The organism is Ornithinibacillus californiensis (assembly GCF_001038485.1).
In the GTDB taxonomy this organism is placed as follows: domain Bacteria; phylum Bacillota; class Bacilli; order Bacillales; family Amphibacillaceae; genus Ornithinibacillus; species Ornithinibacillus californiensis.
The window spans coordinates 40,985-66,432 of record NZ_LDUE01000067.1; the positions used below are offsets into that span (position 1 = coordinate 40,985).

Genomic DNA, 25,448 nt, shown 5'->3' on the forward strand with positions numbered 1-25,448 from the left:
GATGATTGGTTGCCTTCTATTCTTCATTTTGGCATATTAACCTTATCAATTTGGTGATTAGCAGCCTTCTATTATTCATTTCAGCACATAATCGTTATCAAAATGTAGATTGGTGGCCTTTCATTCTTCATTTTGGCATATTAACCTTATCAATTTGGTGATTAGCAGCCTTCTATTATTCATTTCAGCACATAATCGTTATCAAAATGTAGATTGGTGGCCTTTCATTCTTCATCATCTCTGGACTCTCTATGTATTCTACCCGCTCACTTCGATAATTGGAGGGGTGAACTATAAAATTAACTTCACTAAACAAAATATGCTCTTACCACTATACCATGGTAAGAGCATTGATTTCATTAATCTAAAATTTTCACTCTAACTTTTCTTACGCCCCATTTGTATGCGTCGGCTTTTGTTGGGACGTGGATGTCGATACGGTTTCCTTTTATTGCGCCACCTGTATCTCCAGCGATTGCTTCTCCATAGCCTTCTACCCATACTCTGGTACCAAGAGGTATAACATTTGGGTCTACTGCGATGACTTTCATGTCTGGATTAGCTTTTAGATTGATCCCTGTTGTTGTATAACCAGAACACCCACTACAATAAGCCGTGAAAGCACTAGCTGTCATTGTAAATTCTTTGCCACTGCCAGCTGATAATGTAACAAGATTTTGGGGTTCCTTTGTACCAACTGCTACAATACGGTTTTTACTTTCTTTCGTTACTTCTTCTTTTACTAATTCTCGGTTAACTTCTTCACCGTTTTCATATGTAACTTCATATGTTTTTACAACGGTTCCTTCTTCGCCATTAGCGATAACTTGCTGCTTACCCTTAGCAAGTGAGCTATCTTCCCTTGTTTCTGTTTGGAAAGCAACAGAATCGGTTACGTCTTCTGTTTTCTTCTCAACTCGAACGATGGAGACTTTTGTATCCTCGGTAATTGTTTCATCAAGAGCTGGTTCTATCTTATCAAGCTCTGTGAGACTGATACTGCGAGAATCCAATAATTCTTGAACAGAACCACCTGTTGTCCACGCCTTCACTTCTTTTCCACCATCAGCTATCGTTACCTGGAAAGCTTGCTTGATCGAAACGTTCAGGCCATCTTTGATTGACTCATCTAGTTGATGGGACAACTCGTCATGCTCAGAGACGGTTAGACTTTTTTCTTTTAGGAAATCTCCTACTGTATCTGCAACTGTATAGTATTCTTTTTCTTCATCGCCAATTGTTACAACAATTTTACTAGCTTTTTTATAATTTATTTTCATACCGTCTGCAATCTCTGCACTTAAGTCATGTGATAATGCATCATGCACTCCGACTTTAATTCCTACTTCTTCTAGTAGCTCTGCTACCGTATTAGCATGTGTATCAATTGTTCTATCTTCGCCATTCTCAGCAAAAACTACTTCTTTTTGTGTTGCTTGAAATAGTATTACACTGGTAAATGCTAATAGCGCAATTATACCAATACTTGAAATAACCAGCATCCGTTTCGAGGCCGGCAATAGCTTTGAAAGAATTCGCATGCATCTTGCCTCCTTATTCGAATTGATTATATAGACACTATTATGTAAATGTAAATATTTATAGGATTACGGTTCCTTTACAATTTCATTACAAAGTAGATAATAGAATGTTTCATTCATTTAATGGAAGTAGGTTAAAGCCTTGCTACTACAATCTTTCAATCCAAAAAAATAGACTAGAATTATTCTAGTCTATTTGGTCTAAAACTTTGAACAAATTATGATTTTTATAGTTAATTTTAACTAATTTAACCATTTATTCGAAAAATGTTAAAAGCATTTTCCGTTGTTTTTGCGCTTAATTCATCTAATGACATTTCTCTTATTTCTGCTATTTTTTCTGCTACTAACTTTACAAATGCTGGTTCATTTCGCTTGCCACGGTTAGGATGTGGTGCAAGATAGGGGGCATCAGTTTCTATAAGGAGTCGATCCATAGGGACTTCTGCAGCAACCTCTTTCGGTAAGTGTGCATTTTTAAATGTAACAGGTCCCCCTAGAGAAATATAAAAATTCATATCGAGACAAGCTGGCACGTATTCCATGGAGTCATTATAACAATGCATGATTCCTCCTACTTCGCTAGCATTCTCTTCCTGAAGAATCTCTATAATATCTTTTGTTGCTTCTCGGTTATGGATAATAATTGGCATCTTAACTTTCTTCGCTAATCGTAATTGCTTACGAAAGACTTCTTTTTGAACATCTTTGGGTGATTTATCCCAATGATAATCTAGGCCCATTTCGCCGATTGCCACAACCTTGGGGTGCTGTGATAATTCCTCGATCCATGCTAAGTCTTCATCGGTCATGTCGATTGCGTCTACAGGGTGCCAGCCAACTGCTGCGTATATCGTTTCGTATTCCTCTGCTATTTCGATTGCTAGTGGAATGGTTTCTCGGTCAAATCCGACGACGACCATATATTTTACGCCGGTGTCGAATGCTCGTTGGATGACTTCTTCTCGGTCTTCTAGGAATTGTCTGGCGTTCATGTGAACATGTGTGTCAAATAACATGCTATCGTCCTTTCTATGAGAAAAGGCCAACTGCTACAGATGTAGTATGCTGACCTCTTTTGTTTCTAATTGTTCGCCTCCAACTATAGCCCGCAGGCAGAATACACTTCGCTTTCCGCGGGCGGCTGGTAAGCCTCCTCGTGCTTACGCACTGCGGGGTCTTACCTATGCCTATCCTCCCGCTGGAGTCTCCGTGTATTCTGCCTGCTCAGTGCAATAATTGTCTGTAATTTCATCTACCAATAGTTATAATCTATAAACAATCTCTACTTCACAACTGACCCATTCGGTAATGATTGTTCTACGGTTGCTAGGGATAGTTTGCCGTCTTGGTCTTCTCCGGAGAGGATCATTCCTTCTGACATTTCGCCGCGAAGTTTGACAGGTTTTAGGTTTGTTACACAGATTACTTTTTTACCTATCATTTCTTCTGGTGAATAATGCTCGGCGATTCCTGAGATGACTTGGCGTTTTTCATTTCCTAGATCTAGTTGCAGTTTTAGTAGTTTATCTGCTTTTTTCATTTTTTCTGCATGGATAACTTCTGCCACTCGCATATCTAGTTTCATGAAATCATCATAAATGATCTCAGCTTTTTTATCCGCTTCTTTTGTTTCTTCTTTTTCCTCTACTGCTGGACCTTGCATCATTGCCTTGATAGCCGCTACTTCTTCTTCAACCTCTAATCGAGGGAATATTGGAGCACCTTTTTCTACCTTTGTGCCAGCTTTTATTTGTCCAAGTTCATAGATACTTTCCCACTCTTTTAGTGCCTCATCTTGAACACCTAATTGTTTAAAGATTTCATTAGGTGATTTGGTTAAGAATGGTTGTAGCATGACCCCAACAATACGAAGAGAATCTGCTAGATGAGCCATAACATTACCTAGTCTAGCTTTTTTCTCCTCATCCTTCGCTAGAACCCAAGGAGTCGTTTCGTCAATATATTTATTCGTTCTACTAATTAGCTGCCAAATAGAAGATAACGCAACAGAGAACTGCATATTTTCTAAAGCATCTTCTACATTTTTAATCGTTTCCTTCGTCATTGATTCTAGTGATTCATCTACTTCTGTTTCCGCAAGACGATATGCAGGAAGCTCACCATCGAAGTATTTTTCAATCATTGCTACCGTACGATTTAGAAGATTTCCTAAATCATTAGCTAGGTCGAAGTTCGTACGCTCGACAAATCCCTCTGGTGTAAATACACCATCAGAGCCAAATGGAACTTCACGTAGTAAATAATAACGTAATGCGTCTAGACCATAACGATCGATTAGGCTTACTGGGTCGACAACATTCCCTTTTGATTTCGACATTTTACCGTCTTTCATCAAAATCCAACCATGAGCAAATACCTTCTTCGGTAATGGTAAATCTAGTGCCATTAGCATAATTGGCCAATAAATCGTATGGAAACGGACAATTTCTTTACTCATTAAATGCACATCTGCCGGCCAATACTTCTTATACTTCTCATCATTATCTGTACCGTAACCAAGCGCCGTAATATAGTTACTTAACGCGTCAATCCATACATAAATAACATGCTTTGGATCCCCTGGTACTTTTACTCCCCAGTCAAAAGTCGTTCTGGAAACAGCCAAATCTTCTAGTCCTGGCTTAATGAAATTATTTAGCATTTCATTTTTACGACTTTCTGGTTGGATAAACTCCGGATGCTCATCATAGTACTGAACAAGACGATCGACATACTTACTCATCTTAAAGAAGTATGACTCCTCTTTTACCATCTCTACTTTTCCGCCACAATCTGGACAATGACCATCTTCTAGTTGACGCTCCGTAAAGAAGGACTCATCAGACGTACAATACCAGCCTTCGTACTGGTCCAAGTAAATATCGCCTTGTTTTACTAACTGATCAAAAATCTTGGCTACAATTTTCTTATGACGTTCTTGTGTCGTACGAATAAAATCATCATTCGTAATTTCTAATCGTTTCCACAAGTCTTGAATGCCACTTACAATGTCATCCACATATGCTTGTGGGGTAACACCTTGTTCTTCTGCTTTTCGTTGAATCTTTTGTCCATGTTCATCTGTACCTGTTAAATACATTACATCATAGCCACGCATACGTTTATAACGGGAAATAGCATCCCCAGCAACAGTGGAATAAGCATGTCCAATATGTAATTTACCACTTGGGTAATAAATAGGTGTTGTTATATAAAATGTTTTCTTTTCACTCATCAGATGGCCTCCTCACAACCTTTTATGATTCTTCTATTGTATCGATTTTAACAATAGATTTCCATTTTTTCATATCCAAAGTATAACTCCTATGTTGAATTATTAGCGTTATATCGATGTTTTAGACAAAAACAAGCTAGACAACCTTACTTTTTATCACTTTAATGGAATTATTTTAAAGTTTTTTTCAAAATTTTGGTTTAGCCCTCCAAAGGAATGGGTAATAAAGGAAGGAATATTAATTCGTAAAATTTTCCTATTATTACGTCAACAAGATTGACATCAATAGGAATCGTTTGCTAATATAGCAAAGAAAAGTGTCGAAATATGACGAAATTGGGCCTGATAGGAGGAGGGGAAGTTTAATGAAATCTACTGGTATAGTTAGAAAAGTAGATGAACTTGGAAGAGTAGTAATTCCAATTGAACTGCGCAGAACATTAGATATTAATATTAAAGATCCACTTGAAATCTATGTGGATAATGACAAAGTAGTATTAAAAAAGTATCAGCCAAATATGGCATGCCAAATTACTGGGGAATCCTCTGACGAAAATATCTCTCTAGCAAATGGAAAGATAGTCTTGAGCCCAGAAGGAGCAAAACAACTCATAGAGGAAATTCAATCACAGTTTAAATAAGTAGTAGGATTAAAAAAGAGCCGCAACACCAGGTACCGACTCCCACATGTTGAGCTCTTTTTTATTTCATTCAATATGGTAGGCTTGATATACTTCTCGCTTCGGAAGGTCTCTATCTTTTGCAACCTGTTTGATAGCATCTTTACTTGAAAGACCATCCTGAACGTAATGCTCCACATGGTCAGCAAGTTCTAATTCTTCCCACCAAGAGGCGGTTTCTATCTCCAGCGTCTCGGAACGTCCTTCCACTACAATACAAAACTCACCCTTCGGTTCGTTTTCTTTCGACCATTCTACTAGCTCATCCACTGTTCCACGTACGTATTCTTCAAAACGCTTCGTTAATTCACGGGCAATGGCAATATTGCGGTTACCCAGTTGTTTTTGAATCGTCTTCAACGTGTCTTTAATGCGGTATGGTGACTCATAAAATAGTAGTGTTGCTTGTAGTCTTCCTAACCGTTCTAATTCCGCTTCCTTATCTTTTTGCTTTCGAGGGAGGAAGCCATAAAATAAAAACTCTTCATTCGGTAGCCCTGATCCGACTAATGCACATAATGCCGCATTTGCGCCTGGTAGAACGACAACCGGGAACTCTTTTTCGGTAGCTGCTTTAACGATTTCATATCCAGGGTCAGATATTGCTGGCATTCCTGCATCACTAACTAATGCAATCGATTCTCCATTTGCCAACTTTTCTAGTAGCTGGTCTTCGCGTCCTATTTTGTTATGTTCATGATAGCTAATAAGTGGTGTTGAAATCTCAAAATGGTTTAATAGCTTAATGGTATTTCTCGTATCCTCTGCAGCAATGACCGATACAGACTTTAATATTGAAAGCGCTCGGTAAGTAATATCTTCTAGATTCCCAATAGGGGTTGGAACCACATATATCGATCCTACTTCACGAGTTTCAAAGCTCTTTTGAATGATCATTCTGCATAACCTCTTTCAATTTATCCCGAATTAATTCGAATTTACCTTTTCGGGTTAATTGCTTAATCTCATACTCTCGTTTCATGGCCGCTTCTTTCGTAGAAAACTTTTCAACAAACATCACTTGAAATGGCCCGCGACCTCGCGTATATTTGGCACCTTTACCCGATTCATGTACGTTAAGCCGATTTTCTAAATCATTCGTATAGCCAGTATATAGTGAACCATCACCACATTTTAAAATATAAACAATATGTTCTTCTTCAGTCATAAATAATCTCACTCGCTTCCTCTGTATATGTACCATCTTCATTATAAATATATAACGGGGGTAAAATATGTAAATCTGCTTTTCCGTCACGGATACCTTCTACGAGCAACATATTCGCCTCTCGCCCTTTTTTAGGATAGACCAGTCGTAATCGTTTTGGTTCTAGTTTATATGCACGAAATGTCGCTAGGATATCAACTAGTCTTCCCGGCCGATGCACCATCGCTACTTTTCCACCAGGTCTGACATGTAATTTACATGCTTTAACAGCATCATCTAATGTACAGAGAACCTCGTGTCTGGCAATAGTTAAATGTTCATTTTGATTATGCTCCGTACTAGAAGGTGTTTTAAAATATGGTGGGTTACAGGTCACGACATCAAAGCTAGAATGGCCTAACTCCCCTTTTAGATTACGAAGATCACCATGTATCATCCTAATTTGATCCGTCAGTTGGTTAAGCTCCACACTCCGCTCGGCCATATTGAAAATACGATCCTGTATCTCAACACCAACAATATTGCCCTTCGTTTTCCTGGAAAGCAAAAGCGGAATAACCCCATTCCCACTACACAAATCCAAAATACTCCCCCTCTTAATCGGTATAGACGCAAAATTAGCTAATAATACCGCATCCAACGAAAAAGAAAAAGCACTCGGACTCTGAATAATCTGCAACCCCTCATCCATCGTCAAATAATCAAGTCTCTCGTCATCATATAATTGAATCATTTCCATAAATCCTTTCTATATGAAAGATTATATAATTGTTACATTGGGAAAGTGAATTTATTGGTTTATTGCACTGAGCAGCCCGTATACACGAAGACTCCTGCGGGAGGACAGGCCTAGGTGAGACCCCGCAAGAGCGTTAGCTCTGAGGAGGCTCACCAGCCGCCCGCGGAAAGCGAAGTGTATACGGGCTGCGGGTCAGGCAAGAAAATTAAATAAAGAAAAGCTGTCTGGGCTTAATCTACACCAGACAGCTATATTATATGTTATTTCTTTTTACTAAGAAAATCTAGACAAAACATACAATCCTCGTTTCTTCTTGGACTACCAAATTCTAAATTACAAATATGAAAGCCTTCTTCATATAACCGCGCCAAGTTATCATAACCCTCACTTGGTAACTTAGTAAATTCCTCACCAGTTGATTCTTGGTCTGGCTCCCAACCATCCAGTCGGTTACGCAAATGATGATTCTCCATGGAAAGACGGTGATTTTCCTCTAACAAATCACTCAGCTTCCCTTTTAAATCACCTAGCTGTTCATATAATTCTCCAATTTGTTTTTCCATGTCAGATACTTGGTCAAATATTTTTCTCTTCTGCAATTTCGACTCACTCCATTATTCTTGGCCCTGAGCTGTCACAATTCCTTCTTCGATGAGTTCATCCAAGGTATATTCGATTACACGTTCTTTAGCTGGAATATCAATTTGAATCACGCGATCAAGAATATTTAGACCAACAACATGCCCTGCTCCATGTGGAGTTTTCACATGTTGACCTAGATCTGGAAGCTCTCGCTTAGCTTCTTCATATTCATCATTTTCATATTTTAAGCAACACATTAATCTTCCACATAAACCAGATATTTTAGCCGGATTTAGTGATAAATTTTGATCTTTTGCCATTTTAATAGAAACAGGTTCAAAATCTCCTAAAAAAGTAGAACAACATAACATTCTACCACAAGGTCCTATTCCACCAAGCATCTTCGCTTCATCGCGGACACCAATTTGTCTCAGCTCAATACGTGTTTTAAACATTGCTGCTAAATCTTTTACTAACTCACGGAAGTCAACACGACCATCCGCGGTAAAATAAAAAATAATCTTATTGCGATCAAATGTATATTCTACATCAACCAAACTCATATCAAGATTATGCTCGATAATTTTATCTGTACAAGCTGTAAATGCTTGTTCCGCATATTCCTTATTTTGCATAACAGTAAGTTTATCATTCTCCGTTGCAACACGAAGAACCTTCTTCAATGGAAGCACGACGTCTTCCTCGTCTACTGTTTTATTTGCGATCACAACTTTACCAAACTCAATTCCCCTTACCGTTTCAACAATAACATAGCTATCTAATTCTATATCATGTTCGGCTGGGTCAAAATAATATATTTTACCCGCTTTTTTAAAACGGACTCCTATTACCCCTATCATGCTTTCACCTCTCTATTTGAAGTGTTACCTGTTCCATCACAAGTGTCGGATGGACATTTTGCTTTAATTTCCGTTTGGCGCCTAGTAAATCATGTAGTATAGTTACTAGTTTCTCCTGTGAGAAAGCCATTCCTAAGCGTTCCAACCGTTCATCAACTTGGAAGAAGACAAATGACTCTTCATTTCCAAGGTGATAATAAAGTATATCCTTAAATGCTAGAAGCAATAGATCGAATCCTTGTTCTAGCTGGTTTCTCTCTTTAAAATGCGGTAACCAATGATTATGTATAAACAAATACACATCATTTGAATTATCTGTAAATGCTTCAATTAATTGTACCACTAACTTTCTCGCTTCGGCAAACCACTCATCTTGACTCCACTCAATTGCTTCATCCAGATTATTCGTAAGCCCACTCATTAATCGTGCCGTGGCATCATCTAACCCCGCTTCGACTAGTCTTTGCTGAAAATGTAGGGGATTTAATGGTTGTAAATCAATGATTTGGCACCGAGACCGAATCGTAGGCAAAATCGACTGACTATTCTCCGTCAGCATAATCGCCGTTGTTTGCTTACTTGGTTCCTCTAAGAACTTAAGAATTCGATTCGCAGCATTCGCTGTTAAAGTTTCGGCACCTTTTATTATATAAACTTTCTGGTCTGATTCTAGGCCAGAATAAGTAAATTCCTTTTGTAAGTTTTTAATCTGCTCAATCTTAATCGATTGACCATCCGGTTCAATCCAATGGACATCCGGATGATTTCGTGAATCAATTCGTTTACAGTCCACGCAGGTTAAACAAGGATTAACACCAGACTTTTGCTTACAAAACAAAACCTTAGCAACCAAAACAGCAATAGCCTCTTTCCCCGTCCCACGTGCACCCTGAATCAAATACGCATGTGAAATACGATCCTTCATAATACTATTCGTAATAACCTTACTAGCCAACGGCTGTATCCCACCAACATCAATCCAAGTCTTCATAAAAACCTTCCTCATTAAAAATAATGCATGTCCACCTTGCTCACCTACCGAGTCCGCGGGTCGAATACACTCCGCTTTCCGCGGGCGGCTGGTGAGCCTCCTCGTGCTAACGCACTGCGGGGTCTCACCTAGGCCTATCCTCCCGCAGGAGTCTCCGTGTATTCGACCCGCTCAGAGCATAGATTATTTTTATCTAAATGATTATCCAACACATATAATCTCAAGTATATAAATTAACCAGCAGACCTTTAATCTCACCAATAAGACCTAATAAATCCACTGTCTTTTTTTCCTGATTCATAATCTCTTCCGTTAATTCCATCAACTTCTCATCTATCTCTTTAACTAACGTCATATTCCGACTACTTCCTGTATAACTAAAACTCAATGACTGCTGTAAATCCAATCCATTCGATACAGATTCCTCTAAAAATCGTTTAATTAGCCGCTTAAATTTTACTAAGTCCTTAAACGATCGATACCGTGCTAAACGGTCACCTTGCAGTGAAATATCACTCATTAATCTTTGTAGCTCGGATGTGTTCATCTTTTGGGCTTGGGACTGAACAATTGACGCAAAGGATGGTTGATTTTGCTTGGTTGTACGATTGTTTTGCTGCGACGTATCGATTTGCTTAAGTATATCTTGGCTTATCTTCATCTGCTCAGCCCCTTTCCAAGGTTTTAATTAAAATTGGAAAAATGATTCGATTGGTAATACGAAGACCGTTGCTCCACCAACCTCAACCTTAACAGGTCTTGGAATATACGAATCGGCATTTCCGCCCATCGGAGAAATTGGGGCAACCATTTGCTCACGTTGCGAACAATTTTCTTTAATGATTTGCATTACATCATTCACTTGCTCGTCTTCACAGCCGATAATCAACGTCGTATTACCTTCTTTTAAGAATCCACCCGTTGTTGCCAGCTTTGTAGACTTATAGTTGTTTTTTCCAAGTGCATCCGTTAATCGATTGGAATCCTTATCCTGAATAACTGCCATAACTAGTTTCATACGCTAACCCCCTTTACTCTATTGTATTTAGATATTGGGTTATTAATGATAGGCTGTCTTCTTCAACTCTCTCGATTGTCTGATCTGCATTAATAACGTTAATTCTTTCAGGGAACCGCTTCACTAAAAGCTGATATGCTTCATAGACCTTCTCATGAAAATCTAGATTTTCTAAATCGAGGCGATTTCTTTCTCGATCTTTATTCACAGCAATTCGCTCTAAACCTTTTCGAGGCTCAATATCAAAAAATAACGTTAAATCCGGCATCGCATTCTGAATGGCGAATTGATTTATTGTGAAGACTTCATCAATGCCAAGTTCTCTTGCATAACCTTGGTAGGCAAGACTACTATCAATAAAGCGATCACATAGTACAATTTTTCCCTGTTCTAATGCAGGAAAAACCTTTTCTACTAAATGTTGTCTTCTTGCTGCGGCATAGAGTAGTGCTTCTGTTCTTCCATCCATTGCTGTATGTAATGGATTAAGGATAATATTGCGGATCTTTTCTGCAATATCAATGCCACCTGGTTCGCGTGTTGTTATGACATCAAACCCTTGTTTTTCAAGCTTCTTTGCGATGGAATGAAGAATCGAAGTTTTACCTGCTCCTTCCCCACCTTCAAACGTTATAAAATAACCACTCACGTATTATTCTCCTTTAGAAAAACCTGGATGCCTTGTTCGATATCCTGGTGCTGAATTGTTGCCCCTTGCTGTATTAAATGCTGAATTAGCTTTGTTTGTTCATCGGTAATCCGTTCTCCCTTTAATATAATCGGAATTCCAGGTGGATAAGGGATGATGGCTTCAGCAGCAATCAAGCCGATAGCCTGATTAATCTGAACTTTCTTCTTCGGTAAATAAAGCATTTCATGATAGCTAACAGCTAGTTCCTGTATGGGCTCCTTAAATAGTTTACTTATCTCTATTGTAGCATGATTTGACTTATATTTATATTGTTCATTGATGGATTTTACTATTTTCTCCACAAGTGAAAACTCTTGAAAAACGTGAAGTCCATGAATGAATAAGACTTGTTTTTCCGTTGCTAGCTCTGGGTAAACGTGATGCTTCTCAAAATGCTTTGCTACCTCATATCCAGATAGTCCGTCTACTACATGTAACGTAATCTTTAACGGGTCATCTCCCTGCAATACTCTCCAATGCATTCCTAATTGAAAGGTTTGCTTAAGTTTCGTAGTACTTTCGGATATAGCATTCAATTCTTCATTAGATAGATTTGCTAGATAATGCCTTGCCACATCCAGTGAAGCCATTAATGGATAGGATGGACTGCTTGATTGGATGAGTTGTAGATAATGTGCAATAGAATCCTTCGATATTAGGTCTGACTGGATATGCAAGAGTGAAGCCATTGTCATCGCCGGTGCCATCTTATGTGCAGACTGTACGACAACGTCTGCTCCAAGTGCTAGTGCCGATTTTGGTAAAGGATCTCCAAGAGAAAAATGTACGCCATGCGCTTCATCCACTAAAACAGGGATTTGGTGTTGATGGGAAAAGTCAATAATCTGTTTGATATCATATGTATTTCCAAAGTAATCCGGATAAGTCAACACTAATCCTTTTGCTTCAGGGTGATTGCATATTGCTTGTTGGATAGTTTGAAAACTAGGTGCCGTATAACGATGAACGCTACTATCGTATTCTGGACTAATAAAAATAGGCTTTGCACCACTTAACTCCAAGCCATTCATAATCGACTTATGACTATTACGCTGAACGATAATTTTATCTCCCGGTTTGCAAGCCGCTAGTATCATGGCAAGATTACCTGCCGTACTTCCGCCAACTAAGAAAAAGGTATGCGCTGCTCCGAAATAATCGGCTGCGAGATCTTGAGCATCTTTGATAACTCCTTGTGGAGCATGCAAATCATCTAGCCCCGTTATCTCTGTTAAATCTATCGGTAATATGGACTTGAAATAAGGTTTAGCCACTTCAGAAAAGATTTCTCCACTTTTATGTCCCGGGACATGAAAAGAAACTGGCTTATGATTTTTTACATCGACTAACTGCTGCAGTAGAGGCATTGCTTGATGATTCATGTTCATTTCCCTTTCAAGACTGATACCAATATCATAACAACAAAAAAGGCCTTTGCAAGAAAATATGCAAAGACCATGTCTGAATCTATGAAAACAATGTCGGTTGATTAATATTTTTTAATTTTTGTAGATAATAATTATATTTTTCCTCACGGGGTTCGGTATGAATCATGTTGTACTCGCACTCCGTACAGATAAACATATGGTATAAATGAATACCTCTGTGCTTCTTTTCCTCACATATTCCACAATGATTTAATTCTATTACTCTTTCTTCCATTTTCCCCACCTCCGTTAAACTAATAACTAGTTTGTCCACGTTTAACGAAAGGTATACTATAAATCTTTGAAACTTTTAACTATGGAAGAATAATCATATGAATCGCTGCAAGAGAAGCGACACCAAATAGCCCTAAAAATCCAGAAACAACGGCAGTAAATAAATTGATTGGAATATGTAACCCAAACGAACCACCGATGACATTAAAAAAGAATAAAAATAAAATACCAATGCCTAACTTGACTGTTCCATTAACAAGAAAACGCATTGGTTTAAATGATGTCCCAACAAATAGTAGCAGCACAATAACAGCAACCATAATAGAAATAACGATAGTAGGATCCAACTAAAATCAACTCCTTTAAACTTGTCCCTTATAAGTAATTATGCTTTGGGAGGTAGAAAAAGAACTGATTTTAATTAATAATCGGATTCTCAATCACATCCCTAAGTCTGGAGGAAATTTCATGATAATTTTGATCTGATTTGTTTATTATAGAAAAATAAAATTATTCAGATTGATATGTTAGGATATATATTAGGATAGTAGAAGTGTACTTAAATTAACGAGGCAATAGAGTTGAAGAGCAACAAGCGAATAATATTACTTTTGAAACCCATTAACATAATTTGCCGTATTACTAATAGGGGGACTTTAGATGAAAAAAACAACGCATAAATTATTAGCAATCGTTTTATTCGCTTCACTTATTCTTTTGATAGCAGGTTGTACTGATAATACAGAACAGGAAACACAGGATGAAAACATAAAGACAATGGAATCTGTTTTACAGAATGCACTTTCGGGTCCAAATGATGAATTAAAGGAAATAATTAATAAGGAAGGATCTATTATCGATGATCTACTCCAATATGAAAGGGAACATTTTGAAGATTATTTTGCAAATGAAACAGCCTTTGAGGAATTTGTAATGAGCAATCAAAGTTCAAGAATATTGATTGAAGCAATCAAAAAAGATTACAACTTTAAGATAAAAAATATCGAATTTGACAAAACAGAATCGGAAGAAATTATTTATGATTTCACCGTAGAATTACAGTATCAAAATGAAGGCAGTGAAAAATCAGAAGTTGAACTAGTAACTGGAGAAGCAAACTTAAATGAAGAACATAAAGTAGAAGTTATGTTAATACGTATTGGTGATTTTTTAGGTTCCTTGTAATAACAGCGATTCATTAACGGGGGTGAAAACAATGGGTTCTTTCAGTGGATTTGGTATTTTGGCATCACTAATCACAGTACTATTGCCATTTGTGATAGGGATTCTAGTTTTAATATGGGTGAGCCAAATTAAAAACAATAGTGAAATTCAAGTTAAACAGAACAAAAGAATTATAGAGCTATTAGAACAATCAAATGAAAAAGGACAATAAGTTGTAATTTCACTGACAGTGCGTTAATTCAAGTAGGATTAGCGCTATTTTTGCAGAACTTATTGTACTAAAGGGGAAAAAGAGTTTAATAAGGATTATTAGGTACAATTGGGGTTAGGGGGGAAATAGCAGTGAATATCTTTATCGCAATAGTGTTAGTAGTGTTTTTATACGATTTTACGGCAATTAGAAAGCAAAATAATACTATTATAAAACAAAATGAAAAAGTAATTTCTTTATTAGAAGAAATCAAGGATAAATAAAATACTCTTTATCCAATTTGTGCAATAACAAGATAAGGGAAGTAGCGTTAGATTGATACTAACAATTAAAGGCAGTTTAATTCAATAAGATCCAGAAGTTATTTATTTATTTTAGGAGGATGAGCGGTGAAATCTATATCAAGAGATAGTATCAACCTCGGTTTTAGTTTTGTCCTGTTATTTGGAATTACATTTGTTGCTGGATTTTATTATTGGATATTGTTTATTTTTTCAGGAATCTTTCTGCTATCCTATATCATCTTGGATAAGAAGAAGTTACGTTGTCCTGAATGCGGTGGATATGAAAACCTTGATCGACTAATGTATGCAAAAAATCATGTATATCATTGTAAACAATGTGGTGAAAGGCTAATCATTCGTATAACGCTTAATGAGCTAAAAGGCGGTGATTGAAATAAAGGATTTAAAAGTTGGTCATGGTTTAGACGCTAATGGGTTTATTGTTAGTGATGTTAGCAGAGACAAAATTGATGAAGTTTATGTTCCATGCATTCAAGATTCTGTTGAAAGTCTTAAAATCTTGTTTCCTGAACAACTACATAGTGTTTACTTGTATGGAAGCGTAGCTAGAGGAGATGCGATTGTAAAGAAATCGGATCTAGACCTTATTGCTATGTTTCACACCCAACTCAGTACGGAAGAGTTAGCCGAGTTAAAAAAACTTGCTAGTGAGCTGTCACTAAAGTATTGTTCGCTTGTTAGTGATGTTGGTATAGCTGTAGCAGATTACAACTATACGACCGCCCCTTCAAATTATTACGAAAATGCATTTCTTAAGGAAATCAGCGTTTGTATATATGGAGAAGATTTAGGAGAACGATTTGGTCCGTATAAACTCACCTCAGAAATAGCAATTAGTTTTAATGGTGATATTCATGAAGTTCTTACTAGAACATTGAAAAGGTTAGAAACAGCTTCTGCGGAAGATTTTAAAAAAATCACACAAGGCTTTGCTCGTAAACTTATTCGAACCTATTATTCAATGGTAATGGCACGTTCTCAAATTTGGACGACGCGACTTCATGAGCAGTCTGAAGTCTTTATCCACTACTTCCCAGATAAAGAATCGACTATTCGGACACTACTTCATTGGATAGATGAACCGCCGACTGACCGTGAGACTGTGTACAGTTTGTTTAAGAGTAATGGGGAATGGGCTAGTACCAATTTCTTAGACGAAGCCAAAATTGCTAAATAGAAAACGGGGTAGTTTAGTGAAAAAGAAGGGTTTACTTCTAGTCTGTAAATTTGAATAGTCGAGGTGAATATATCTTGAATATTATAGTGAAAATCCTTTCACCGATCCTTAGTGCTATTGTTTTAGGCATACTTTTAACTTCAGGTTCCGAGTACTTTTTATCCGCATTATGGGTTTCGTTACCTGTTTTTATCGTTATAGGAACTTTGTTTTCCGTTACAATTGATTACAAATTAGATAAAAGAAAGCTGAATAACAAATTTAATAAGTATCTTATTTCATTCGGTTTGTACGGACTTGGTGGGATGGTTATCATCACTGTATTTTCACTAATTCAAGGAAGCATTTCAGAAATCTCACTTCTTCCTATTCTTTTACTTGGAGCCGTCCCTGGGTTGATATATTTTCATATCAGTTTGTTATTAACTACTTTATTGAAGCGAATTGCTAATTAGATGTCAGTAAAATTGTTATTGAACAAACGTGTTCGTTACTTAAAAAGTCGATCAGGGGGGAGAGAAATTGGATAAATCTATTGTATCTAAAGGTGCAGAGAGATTTGATGCTGATAGATTGGATTTAAAACTACTTGGTGGATTTTCAAATAATGTATTTGAATGCAATAGAAATGGTGAGAGTTTTATACTTAAGTTTTATCCTAGTTCGGTTTATAGTAAAAACTCTATTATTGCAGAACTGGATTGGATAAGATATCTACATTCGTCAGGAGTTAATGTAACGCCACCTCTCTTATCTCGTAATGGTAAGCATATAGAGACTATTAATTTAGATGACGAAAAAGCGTGCTATGTCTTAGCCTTTGAGAAAGCAAAAGGTACCTTCATTAATGTTACCGATACTGAAACTTGGAATAAGGATTTATTTTATAAGTTGGGACAAACACTTGGCAAAATACATGGTTTATCGAAAAGATACGTTCCCCTAGATAATACAATAAAACAGCAAGATTGGAATATGGGATTACTATTTAGAGGTGATTTAAATGAAGTTAGTGAAGTAGTAGTTAAAAAATGGAATACATTTGTTGGTGAACTTAGTAAACTACCAAAGGATAAAAATAGTTATGGCATAATACATAATGACCTACATCAAGGAAACTTTTATCTACATAAAGATGAAATAATCCTATTTGATTTTGGTGATTGCGAATACAACTGGTTTATATATGATATTGCAATTGTTATATATCATGCTGTCCAATCTATTGATGAAAATGACAACAAAGGAAGAGAAGAATTTGCCCAACTATTCATTAAGACATTTTTAGATGGCTATTCAACTGAGAATAATATTGATTCCTATTGGCTTACTAAATTGCAGTTTTTCTTAAATTACAGACGCATTTACTCCTATATTTATTTTTCTAATTTCCTATCAAAAGAACAAAAAAACAATAGAAAAGTTAAAGAAAAACTTAATAATATGAAGAATAAAATTGAGAGAGATGTACCCTACTTAGAAATTAATTAATGACTTCTATATAAAGATCTAAGGAGATGATGGTAAATGTTAAGTTCAAATAGGCTTCTGCTTCGGAAAATGGAGGAAAGGGACATTGAAACATATCACTCCTGGAGAAATGATCTAGATGTAATGAAAACAACAAATCTATCTTTAGATTTATATACGCTTAATGAAACAAGAAATTTTGTCGATAATATTATACTTAATTCAACCTCTTCTAAGAGTTACATTATTGAACAGAGGGATAGGAATATTCCAATTGGTGTAACGTCACTAATAAATATCGATACAAAAAATAGAAACGCTGAATGTATTATCGATATTGGTGAGAAGGAATATTGGGGTATGGGATACGGTACAGAAGCTCTAAAATTGTTACTAGATTATGCGTTTTTAGAATTAAATTTACATCGTGTTTCACTTAGGGTCTTCTCTCTCAATGAAAGAGCTATACATATCTATAAGAAACTTGGATTTGTGCAAGAGGGAGTAATAAGAGAAGGTCTATATAGAAATGGAAAATGGCAAGACATCATTACCATGGGAATTCTTAAAGGTGAGTACTTGAATGCGCAGTAAGAAATGTTAGTTACTACCATTAAGACTGCGTTAGTTTAACAGAACAAATCTTAATTTAGGGGGTAAAATCTGTGCAAAAACCATTCCACCATCTAGCAAGAGGGCTCTTTATTAGTGATAATAAAGTGTTACTTGCACAAGCAAAAAGCTATACCAATACTTTTTTACCAGGTGGTCATATTGAATTTGGTGAGAGTGCAAAAGATACACTAAAACGAGAAATGAAAGAGGAGATAGGCATAAACTGTAAAGTTGGAAGATTCCTAGGATTAGTTGAACACAAGTGGGAGAAAAATGGCGTCCTTAATTGTGAAATCAATCAGGTCTTTGAAGTAACAAGTAATGAGATTGAGAGCAGTGCTAATCCAAAATCAGTTGAATCACACCTTGAGTTTTTTTGGTGTAACGGACGGGATTTAGATGATAATAACCTACAACCTTATCCGTTCAGAGATCTAATTAACAATTACTTAAATGGAAATAACGATGTTTGGTGGGAGAGTACTTTAAACTTAGAAATTGATGATTCGAACAGAAACTAATTTTTTTTTGCTCAACAAACGAGTGCAGCTTACTTGAACAAAAAGGGGATTTTTTTATGGAGTTCAAAATAAATAATAACTATCTAAAAAAGGCTATAGCAGAAGTAAGTAGTGTGGTATCGCTTAAAACTGCATTACCCATCTTAACAGGAATTAAAATAGTCGCAAAAACTGATCGTTTAACACTAATAGGAAGTAATACAGATTTTGTTATAGAAAGAACAATTCCTATCGCTAATGATGAGTTAACTAGGTTAGAGATTCTGAAGACAGGCAGTATCGTGCTTTCTGCTAAGTATTTAAGTGAAATAATAAAAAAATTACCCAATGATATTCATGTTAAAGCTGATGATAATCAAACCGTAACTATACAATCTGAAGGAATAGTCACGAAAATGAATGGCCTTCATACAACAGAATACCCATCTCTTCCAACGGTTAATTCCAATAATGTAGTTACATTATCAAGTAAAGATTTGATAGAAATTATTAAGCAAACACTCTTCGCTGCTTCTAAACAGGAAACAAACCCAGTGCTCACTGGGGTTAGTTTTTCATTTAAAACGAATCTTCTTACTTGTGTCGCATCGAATTCACATAGATTATCTTTAAAAAAGCATGAAGTTAAGTCAGATTTAAATGAATCATTTATCGTTCCAAGCTCATCTTTAACTGAACTAATAAAGTTATTCGGTACTTATACAACTGAAATTGATATATTTGCAACGAAAACAAATATAGTTTTCAAATCGGATAAGATATCCTTTTACTCAAGATTAATTGAAGGGAATTATCCTAGTGTATCAGGGTTAGTTTCACAACAAGCCAATACTATTATTACATTGGATACGAAGCAATTGTTAGAAGGTATTGAAAGAGCTAGTGTATTTGCAAGTGAATGGAGAAATAACAATATAAGATTAGAAATAAACGACAACTCCAAAATAGTAATTTCCTCGAAATCATCTGAAATGGGACAAATAAAAGAAGAACAGTACATTAAAGATATATCTGGAGAAGAAGAGCTAAGTGTTACTATTAATGGCAATTTTATGATAGAAGCCTTAAAAGTAATCAAAGAAAATGAAGTTAAATTATGTTTTAATGGTTCAATGAGACCAATCTTAATTTTCCCAATTGGAGATGAATCTCATGTACAGCTTATCTCTCCTGTTAGGACTTATTAAGCTTTCTTAAAAGGCTACGTGGATTTAGTCCCAAGTAAACATAAGAACGGTTATCAATTTATTTTCTGGGAGGAATTATGTTGCAAAATGGTATGTATGTATTGGCTTTATTATTTTTAACATTTATTGTGTTTGCTATTGGTACAATTCTATTTGACGGTTCGAATAACCCTTATACCGATTTTATGTTAACGTTTATCGCAGTATATCTTGTGACTTCAAAAATAAAATTTGTACATAAAGAATAAAGCTGATGAATTTATGCAAAAAAGCACCTACAATATTGTAAGTGCTTTTTCACTATTTACTATATCTCACCGCACTAATCTTACGGTGTCTTGCTTCCCTCAGTAAAAATAAATATTTAGATTGAGCAAGTTTCTCTGTGCTACTTCCCTCAAATGTCGGTTCAATTGACCTACCGATGAGTGATTTTATTTGTTTCCACTCATGTTCGATGGAAAAGATAGCATCCAGTAAAAGCTCATCGACCTCTCGCTTTTGCTTTCTTTTCTTTCTTCCCACTTATGTCACCTGACTTTACAGTTCTCTCCTACCCTCTAGCGCTTTCGATAATGTAACTTCATCTGCATATTCTAAATCGCCACCAACTGGTAAACCATGTGCAATTCTTGTTGTTCGGATACCAGATGGCTTTACTAAACGCGAAATGTACATGGCAGTTGCTTCTCCCTCGATATTAGGGTTTGTCGCTAAAATGATTTCATTCACTTCTTCGTCTTTTAAACGATTTAACAAATCTGGAACATTTATGTCTTCTGGACCAATTCCATCCATTGGCGAAATTGCGCCATGAAGGACATGATACTTCCCGCGAAATTCCCTCATTTTCTCCATCGCAATAACATCTTTTGGATCTTGAACAACACAGATCACTGAGTTATCCCTGGACGTATCCGAACAAATGGAACATGGATCCTGGTCGGTAATGTGACCACAGACCGAGCAATGTGTCAGTTCACGTTTGGCATTGACAAGTGAATTTGCAAATTGCAGTACATCATCGTCTCTCATATTTAACACAAAAAAAGCCAGACGAACAGCCGTCTTTGGCCCAATACCTGGCAATTTTGTAAAGCTATCAATTAGCTTGGAAATCGGTTCTGGATAATACATGGTGTTTCCCCCTTAGAAAAGCGTAAGGCGCCCGCTTAGCGACGTATGGAGTGGACTGAGCCGTAGGAGATAAAGGAAACACGACGACCGGAGGAAGTCGATGTTGACTTATCGTACGGAGGTGAAGGAAGTCCACTAGTCGCTGGCGCCTGAAGCTAGACAATTAGAACATTCCTGGCATGTTTAACCCTTTCGTAAATTGACCCATTGTTTCGTTGGTTTTATCGTCAATTTGTTTTAGGACGTCGTTTGTTGCTGCAAGGATCAAGTCTTGTAGCATGTCGATATCGTCTGGATCGACTACTTCTTCTTTAATTTCTACGTCGGTAATTTCTTTTTTACCGTTTGCTTTGATGGTTACCATTCCGCCACCTGCAGATGCTTCGAATACCATTTCGTGTAGTTCGTCTTGTGCTTGCATCATTTTCTTTTGCATTTTTTGCATTTGTTTCATCATATTGCCCATATTTCCCATACCTTTCATGGAAAACGCCTCCTTTTAATATTCATTTTAGAATTTAGTTGTTCTTACCAAGTCCGTGGCTAGAATACACTTCGCTTTCCGCGGGCGGCTGGTGAGCCTCCTCAGAGCTAACGCTCTTGCGGGGTCTCACCGATGCCTTTCCTCCCGCAGGAGTCTCCGTGTATTCTAGCCACTCAGTGCGATTTTGTTAATTACAAAATATGATTCCTTTAGAAACTAACCTTATTATTAATCATGTATCTCAATCAAATCATCGCCGAAGAGTTTTTTTGCTTCGTCTACGATTGGGTCGCTTTTTTGCTCTTCTGGGTTGGATGGTTCTTGATTTTTTAGGTATTCATTTCTTAGTTCTTGCCACGCATTATCCGGAATTGGAATAATGGTTAGGGATTTATTTAGTACACTCGTTAATACGGATTCCACTAGTTCGCGGTTATCTAAGAAAAGGGAACAGTGGATTTCATATTTGAATGATACAACTAAAGCCGAATCGGATGCTGCGGCTGGCTTTGAATCTTGGATTGTTGCATGTGCTGGGGCACTTGTTGTTTTTAGTTTGTTTAGGAAGTTGGCCCAGACGGATTGAACTTCTTTTAATGCTGGTTTTTCTGCTTCTTTCAGTACATGACGAATTCGTTCATATGGAATCTTGTAGCTATTCTTCGATTTACTTGGTTGTGTTCTACGTTTTTCAGGCTGTGCTGCCACATTTGTTTGTTGTGGTGCTTCTTTTAAGTTGGTAATTTCTTTCTCCAACTGTGCTAATTTCTGTGTTAGCTGCATCACTGCATCTGAAGACACGGAATTCGTTGTCTCTGCAGACTCCTGATATCGATTAGAGATGGTAATGATCGCAATCTCTATAAACACTTTCGGATTGTTTGACCATTTCATTTCTTGTTGTGTTTGATTTAGTTGCATGATGGCATGTTGAATCCATGATTCTGGTACATGCTGAGATAATTGTTTAAAATCATCATCCACTAACGCACGTTCCAAGATTCCTTCTAGGGAAGGCGCACTCTTATACAGCAATAAATCACGCAAGAAATAGATGACATCATAGACGAATCGTGCTGGGTCTTTTCCGTTCTGAATCAGTTGGTCAAGCATTCTTAGAGCGGATTGGACATCCTTCTCATGCATCGCAGCTACGATGTCGGTGAGTATTTTTTGCGATACGCCACCGGTAACGGCAAGCACGTCCTCTAATTCTACCTGTTCCTCGCTATACGAAATGGCTTGGTCTAGTATGCTAAGTGCATCACGCATTCCACCTTCTGCAGCTAATGCTACCGCATCTAAGGCTTCTTTTGCTACACTAACCTCTTCAGCAGTTAGAATCGTTTGCATACGCTCCACGATAGCTTGATTTGAGATTGGTTTAAAATCAAATCGCTGACATCTTGAAATAATCGTCAGTGGAATTTTATGTGGTTCCGTCGTAGCTAATATAAACACAACATGCTTTGGAGGTTCCTCTAATGTTTTCAGTAATGCGTTAAAGGCATTAACTGAGATCATATGTACCTCGTCAATAATATAAACTTTGTATGGAACAACACTAGATGCATATTTGACGTTATCTCGTATTTCACGGATATCATCTACACTTGTATTGGAAGCAGCATCAATCTCAATAACATCCGAGATGGAACCATCCTGGATGCCACGACATGCCGCACATTCATTACAAGGCTCTTTCACTGGAGCATGCTCACAGTTAATTGTTTTTGCAAAAATTTTCGCTGCACTTGTTTTACCAGTTCCACGAGGGCCTGTAAACAAATAAGCATGTGAAAATTTCTCCTGAACAATGGCATTTTGTAGTGTTCTTGTTATATGACTTTGGCCTACTACGTCTTCAAACGTTCTTGGACGCCAGACGCGATACAATGCTTGATAGCTCATAACAGATTCCCCTCTATGATTTCTACCTAATTATAACGATTTTGAGTTCGAATGTGAATGATAATGAAAAGAAAAATTGATAATGGAGTTATAATGAAGAGGATTTTTAATGAGGTACGAGAAAACCTCTTGTAAAATACAAGAGGTTTATGCACAATATGTATGCCGTGCACCCATCGTTGATGAGATAACCCCATGCGTTACTCAAGTTCATGGCTCGGTCTAGGTGACCCTACGGCACACAGGAATGACCACTTACTGCTGCTTCCTTCCGGACCTGACAGGGTTCGTGGGTTCCTGTTGCGCAGGACCTAAACGTCAACACCAATCCCTTGAGGCAGCCACACGGTCATCCACCTCAGATGGGAATTCAGCCTCGCTACAGCGGATTGCGAGTACAGGGCACCGCTACCTCCCCGCCTAGCACGGTAATACCCATTATAACATGTTGAGAGAAAAAATCAATGGACTCGCTGTTTGAGTTTCCGCAAAAATATTAGAAAGTGACATAAAAGAAGAGATAAAGTGAAAATCCAGTTCAGAAAGTAATGAAAAGTGGCAATTTTAGGGGAAAACAAGGAAAAACCCACCAAGGTTTAGTATAATTTTAGTAGACAGCCAAAAAGATACTAAACAAATCTATAGGAGGGTTTTTCATGTTTAATTCTACCACAGATGTGTACGCTACGAAACGGGAAGTTGTTAATTTTTCAAAAGGTTTGGTGCCAGGTAATCGTCGGGTTGAATCCAAGTTTGTAACCCAATCAATTTACGGTATATTAAGGTCCGGAAGTACAATCCTTAAGAATATAGCTACAGCTTTAAATGAGCCAATCCGCATTAAAAATACCATTGATCGGCTCAGTCAAAACCTTGGGCGTACGCTATCTCCAGAAATCCAAGAAAACTATACACAAAAGGTCACAAAGGCTTTAGGGGAGCACCCAGTAATTCTAGTGGATGATTCCGATGTGATTAAACCCCATGGTGAAAAGTTTGAAGCCCTTGGTGAAGTGCGAGACGGTTCTTCAAAAGACAATAAAATTGAAAAGGGCTACCTAGTAACGGAAATGGTCGGATTGACGACTAAGAAGAAGCAACCTGTCAGTTTGTTTTCCCATATTCATTCATCGAAAGAAAAAGATTATAAATCTACAAATGAAGTACTATTTGAAGGTTTAAATCAAGTCATTTCCAGTTTGAAATCAAGAGCTACATTCGTATTTGACCGCGGTTATGATATGAATGCACTGTTTCATTTCATGCATAAACAAAAACAAGACTTCATTATCCGTTTGAAGGAAAATCGAAAATTGTTTTGGAAAGGAAAATGGTTTAAAGCCGCTGTACTTAGGGATTCACGGAAAGGGAAAATTAAAACTACCTTACTGTTTAGTGAAGATGGAAAACAGAAAAAAGAGACGGTGTACATTAGCCATTTGAATATAAAAGTCACTGCCAGTAAAAATCCAATTAGTCTTATCCTCGTTTATGGGCTTGGGAAAACGCCAATGATGTTAGCTACGAACAAGGTAATCCAAAGTAAAGAAGATGCCATTCACATCGTAAGGACCTACATGTCGAGATGGCGTATTGAAGAATATTTCCGTTTTAAGAAACAACATTTTGGATTTGAAGATTTCCGCGTCAGGAGTTTGACATCCATTAATAATCTCAATCAATTATTAACATATGCGATTGGTTTATTAGGCCTTCTTGCCGATAAAATGAGCACCAGCAGGCTATCACGTCAGCTTATTGAAAATGCCAAAGCACTCCGTAAAGATATTCAATTTTATTATTATCAGCTTGCAGAGGGTATTTTGTCGACATTGGCCTATGCCAGGGAAGGAGTTCAGGGTTGGTTTCGAATACGCCATAACTTTCCTCGTCAGTTAGAATTAAAATTGGTTAGCTAAAAAGACCCTAAAAACTAAATTTTTAAAAGAGCCTTGGATAGGCTCTCTTTGAGGACGCCAAAATTCCTTTTTTTGGCTAAATACTTTAGACTCTTCTGTATTTTTGTCGTAGTTCATAATCAAAGGTTGATTTTTTTACGTTTTGCGGAAACTCAAA

At 37.1% G+C, this 25,448-nt stretch carries 32 protein-coding genes and 1 other RNA gene; 13 read left to right on the forward strand and 20 right to left on the reverse strand.

The window, feature by feature from the left end; translation table 11 throughout:
- Positions 1–359 precede the first annotated feature (359 nt).
- From TE34_RS18370 to metG, 3 genes are all read right to left on the reverse strand, one after another.
- Complete coding sequence (locus TE34_RS18370) at positions 360–1,541, reverse strand: G5 and 3D domain-containing protein (protein WP_047986273.1); 1,182 nt, start codon at positions 1,539–1,541, stop codon at positions 360–362.
- Between the two features lie 248 nt (positions 1,542–1,789).
- The gene (locus tag TE34_RS18375) at positions 1,790–2,560 is read right to left on the reverse strand and encodes a TatD family hydrolase (RefSeq protein WP_047986274.1); all 771 of its coding nucleotides are present in this window, start codon (positions 2,558–2,560) and stop codon (positions 1,790–1,792) included.
- A 266-nt stretch (positions 2,561–2,826) separates the two neighbouring features.
- On the reverse strand, positions 2,827–4,779 hold the full coding sequence (metG, locus tag TE34_RS18380) for a methionine--tRNA ligase (protein WP_047986275.1): 1,953 nt from the start codon (positions 4,777–4,779) through the stop codon (positions 2,827–2,829).
- A 365-nt stretch (positions 4,780–5,144) separates the two neighbouring features.
- Between metG and TE34_RS18385 the strand changes: the two genes are divergently transcribed.
- Positions 5,145–5,420: an AbrB/MazE/SpoVT family DNA-binding domain-containing protein gene (locus TE34_RS18385; RefSeq protein WP_047986276.1), complete on the forward strand. Its 276-nt coding sequence runs from the start codon at positions 5,145–5,147 to the stop codon at positions 5,418–5,420.
- A gap of 66 nt (positions 5,421–5,486) precedes the next feature.
- Here TE34_RS18385 and rsmI read toward each other — a convergent pair whose 3' ends face one another.
- The 12 genes from rsmI to TE34_RS18445 form a co-directional block, all read right to left on the reverse strand.
- Positions 5,487–6,356 (reverse strand): 16S rRNA (cytidine(1402)-2'-O)-methyltransferase, encoded by an 870-nt coding sequence (gene rsmI, locus TE34_RS18390; protein ID WP_047986277.1) that lies wholly within the window; start codon positions 6,354–6,356, stop codon positions 5,487–5,489.
- Entirely contained in the window at positions 6,334–6,627 is a 294-nt protein-coding gene (locus tag TE34_RS18395; protein ID WP_047986278.1) for a GIY-YIG nuclease family protein, read from the reverse strand. Before TE34_RS18395 ends, rsmI begins: the two co-directional genes overlap by 23 nt.
- A complete protein-coding gene (locus TE34_RS18400) occupies positions 6,620–7,360 on the reverse strand; it encodes a tRNA1(Val) (adenine(37)-N6)-methyltransferase (RefSeq protein WP_047986279.1) in 741 nt (246 codons plus the stop codon). Before TE34_RS18400 ends, TE34_RS18395 begins: the two co-directional genes overlap by 8 nt.
- A 266-nt stretch (positions 7,361–7,626) precedes the next feature.
- Complete coding sequence (gene yabA, locus TE34_RS18405; protein ID WP_084710780.1) at positions 7,627–7,965, reverse strand: DNA replication initiation control protein YabA; 339 nt, start codon at positions 7,963–7,965, stop codon at positions 7,627–7,629.
- 15 nt (positions 7,966–7,980) lie between these two features.
- Positions 7,981–8,808, reverse strand: a complete 828-nt coding sequence (locus TE34_RS18410) for a PSP1 domain-containing protein (protein WP_047986280.1) — start codon at positions 8,806–8,808, stop codon at positions 7,981–7,983.
- 4 nt (positions 8,809–8,812) lie between these two features.
- Positions 8,813–9,799 carry a DNA polymerase III subunit delta' gene (holB, locus tag TE34_RS18415; RefSeq protein WP_047986281.1) on the reverse strand — a complete coding sequence of 329 codons (987 nt, stop codon included), beginning with the start codon at positions 9,797–9,799 and terminating at the stop codon, positions 8,813–8,815.
- A 220-nt stretch (positions 9,800–10,019) separates the two neighbouring features.
- Positions 10,020–10,460, reverse strand: a complete 441-nt coding sequence (locus tag TE34_RS18420) for a YaaR family protein (protein WP_047986282.1) — start codon at positions 10,458–10,460, stop codon at positions 10,020–10,022.
- Positions 10,461–10,487: 27 nt separating this feature from the next.
- Positions 10,488–10,817, reverse strand: a complete 330-nt coding sequence (locus TE34_RS18425; RefSeq protein WP_047986283.1) for a cyclic-di-AMP receptor — start codon at positions 10,815–10,817, stop codon at positions 10,488–10,490.
- 13 nt (positions 10,818–10,830) lie between these two features.
- Complete coding sequence (gene tmk / locus TE34_RS18430) at positions 10,831–11,466, reverse strand: dTMP kinase (protein WP_047986284.1); 636 nt, start codon at positions 11,464–11,466, stop codon at positions 10,831–10,833.
- Complete coding sequence (locus TE34_RS18435) at positions 11,463–12,890, reverse strand: aminotransferase class I/II-fold pyridoxal phosphate-dependent enzyme (RefSeq protein WP_053075136.1); 1,428 nt, start codon at positions 12,888–12,890, stop codon at positions 11,463–11,465. The genes tmk and TE34_RS18435 overlap by 4 nt, the downstream gene beginning before the upstream one ends.
- An 85-nt stretch (positions 12,891–12,975) precedes the next feature.
- On the reverse strand, positions 12,976–13,170 hold the full coding sequence (locus TE34_RS18440) for a sigma factor G inhibitor Gin (protein ID WP_047986286.1): 195 nt from the start codon (positions 13,168–13,170) through the stop codon (positions 12,976–12,978).
- A 79-nt stretch (positions 13,171–13,249) separates the two neighbouring features.
- Positions 13,250–13,516 carry a pro-sigmaK processing inhibitor BofA family protein gene (locus TE34_RS18445; protein ID WP_047986287.1) on the reverse strand — a complete coding sequence of 89 codons (267 nt, stop codon included), beginning with the start codon at positions 13,514–13,516 and terminating at the stop codon, positions 13,250–13,252.
- A gap of 313 nt (positions 13,517–13,829) precedes the next feature.
- Between TE34_RS18445 and TE34_RS18450 the strand changes: the two genes are divergently transcribed.
- The 11 genes from TE34_RS18450 (at position 13,830) to TE34_RS21150 (ending at position 20,088) form a co-directional block, all read left to right on the forward strand.
- Positions 13,830–14,354, forward strand: a complete 525-nt coding sequence (locus TE34_RS18450) for a hypothetical protein (protein WP_047986288.1) — start codon at positions 13,830–13,832, stop codon at positions 14,352–14,354.
- A 31-nt stretch (positions 14,355–14,385) separates the two neighbouring features.
- Positions 14,386–14,565 carry a hypothetical protein gene (locus TE34_RS18455; protein WP_047986289.1) on the forward strand — a complete coding sequence of 60 codons (180 nt, stop codon included), beginning with the start codon at positions 14,386–14,388 and terminating at the stop codon, positions 14,563–14,565.
- A 131-nt stretch (positions 14,566–14,696) separates the two neighbouring features.
- Complete coding sequence (locus TE34_RS21645; RefSeq protein WP_269083199.1) at positions 14,697–14,828, forward strand: hypothetical protein; 132 nt, start codon at positions 14,697–14,699, stop codon at positions 14,826–14,828.
- A gap of 126 nt (positions 14,829–14,954) precedes the next feature.
- Positions 14,955–15,242, forward strand: a complete 288-nt coding sequence (locus TE34_RS18460) for a hypothetical protein (protein WP_047986290.1) — start codon at positions 14,955–14,957, stop codon at positions 15,240–15,242.
- On the forward strand, positions 15,235–16,047 hold the full coding sequence (locus TE34_RS18465; RefSeq protein WP_236687187.1) for a nucleotidyltransferase domain-containing protein: 813 nt from the start codon (positions 15,235–15,237) through the stop codon (positions 16,045–16,047). Before TE34_RS18460 ends, TE34_RS18465 begins: the two co-directional genes overlap by 8 nt.
- Positions 16,048–16,121: 74 nt before the next feature.
- Positions 16,122–16,502: a hypothetical protein gene (locus TE34_RS18470; RefSeq protein ID WP_047986291.1), complete on the forward strand. Its 381-nt coding sequence runs from the start codon at positions 16,122–16,124 to the stop codon at positions 16,500–16,502.
- Positions 16,503–16,569: 67 nt separating this feature from the next.
- On the forward strand, positions 16,570–17,538 hold the full coding sequence (locus TE34_RS18475; protein WP_047986292.1) for a phosphotransferase enzyme family protein: 969 nt from the start codon (positions 16,570–16,572) through the stop codon (positions 17,536–17,538).
- 36 nt (positions 17,539–17,574) lie between these two features.
- Complete coding sequence (locus TE34_RS18480) at positions 17,575–18,111, forward strand: GNAT family N-acetyltransferase (protein ID WP_047986293.1); 537 nt, start codon at positions 17,575–17,577, stop codon at positions 18,109–18,111.
- Between the two features lie 71 nt (positions 18,112–18,182).
- Positions 18,183–18,653: an NUDIX domain-containing protein gene (locus tag TE34_RS18485; RefSeq protein WP_047986294.1), complete on the forward strand. Its 471-nt coding sequence runs from the start codon at positions 18,183–18,185 to the stop codon at positions 18,651–18,653.
- Between the two features lie 56 nt (positions 18,654–18,709).
- Complete coding sequence (gene dnaN, locus TE34_RS18490; RefSeq protein WP_047986295.1) at positions 18,710–19,840, forward strand: DNA polymerase III subunit beta; 1,131 nt, start codon at positions 18,710–18,712, stop codon at positions 19,838–19,840.
- A gap of 80 nt (positions 19,841–19,920) precedes the next feature.
- Entirely contained in the window at positions 19,921–20,088 is a 168-nt protein-coding gene (locus TE34_RS21150; protein ID WP_157037674.1) for a hypothetical protein, read from the forward strand.
- Between the two features lie 52 nt (positions 20,089–20,140).
- Here the strand turns inward: TE34_RS21150 and TE34_RS18495 are convergent, their stop codons facing one another.
- From TE34_RS18495 to ffs, 5 genes are all read right to left on the reverse strand, one after another.
- Positions 20,141–20,365, reverse strand: coding sequence for a YaaL family protein (locus TE34_RS18495; RefSeq protein WP_047986296.1), 225 nt, complete (start codon positions 20,363–20,365; stop codon positions 20,141–20,143).
- Positions 20,366–20,380: 15 nt separating this feature from the next.
- On the reverse strand, positions 20,381–20,977 hold the full coding sequence (gene recR, locus TE34_RS18500) for a recombination mediator RecR (RefSeq protein WP_047986297.1): 597 nt from the start codon (positions 20,975–20,977) through the stop codon (positions 20,381–20,383).
- A 163-nt stretch (positions 20,978–21,140) separates the two neighbouring features.
- Entirely contained in the window at positions 21,141–21,461 is a 321-nt protein-coding gene (locus TE34_RS18505; RefSeq protein WP_047986298.1) for a YbaB/EbfC family nucleoid-associated protein, read from the reverse strand.
- A gap of 228 nt (positions 21,462–21,689) precedes the next feature.
- Entirely contained in the window at positions 21,690–23,372 is a 1,683-nt protein-coding gene (gene dnaX, locus TE34_RS18510; protein WP_047986299.1) for a DNA polymerase III subunit gamma/tau, read from the reverse strand.
- A gap of 165 nt (positions 23,373–23,537) precedes the next feature.
- An RNA gene (ffs, locus tag TE34_RS20470) (signal recognition particle sRNA large type) lies at positions 23,538–23,801 on the reverse strand.
- A 227-nt stretch (positions 23,802–24,028) separates the two neighbouring features.
- On the opposite strand from ffs, the gene TE34_RS20845 reads away from it, so the two are divergent.
- On the forward strand, positions 24,029–25,291 hold the full coding sequence (locus tag TE34_RS20845; RefSeq protein ID WP_157037574.1) for a transposase: 1,263 nt from the start codon (positions 24,029–24,031) through the stop codon (positions 25,289–25,291).
- Positions 25,292–25,448 lie beyond the last annotated feature (157 nt).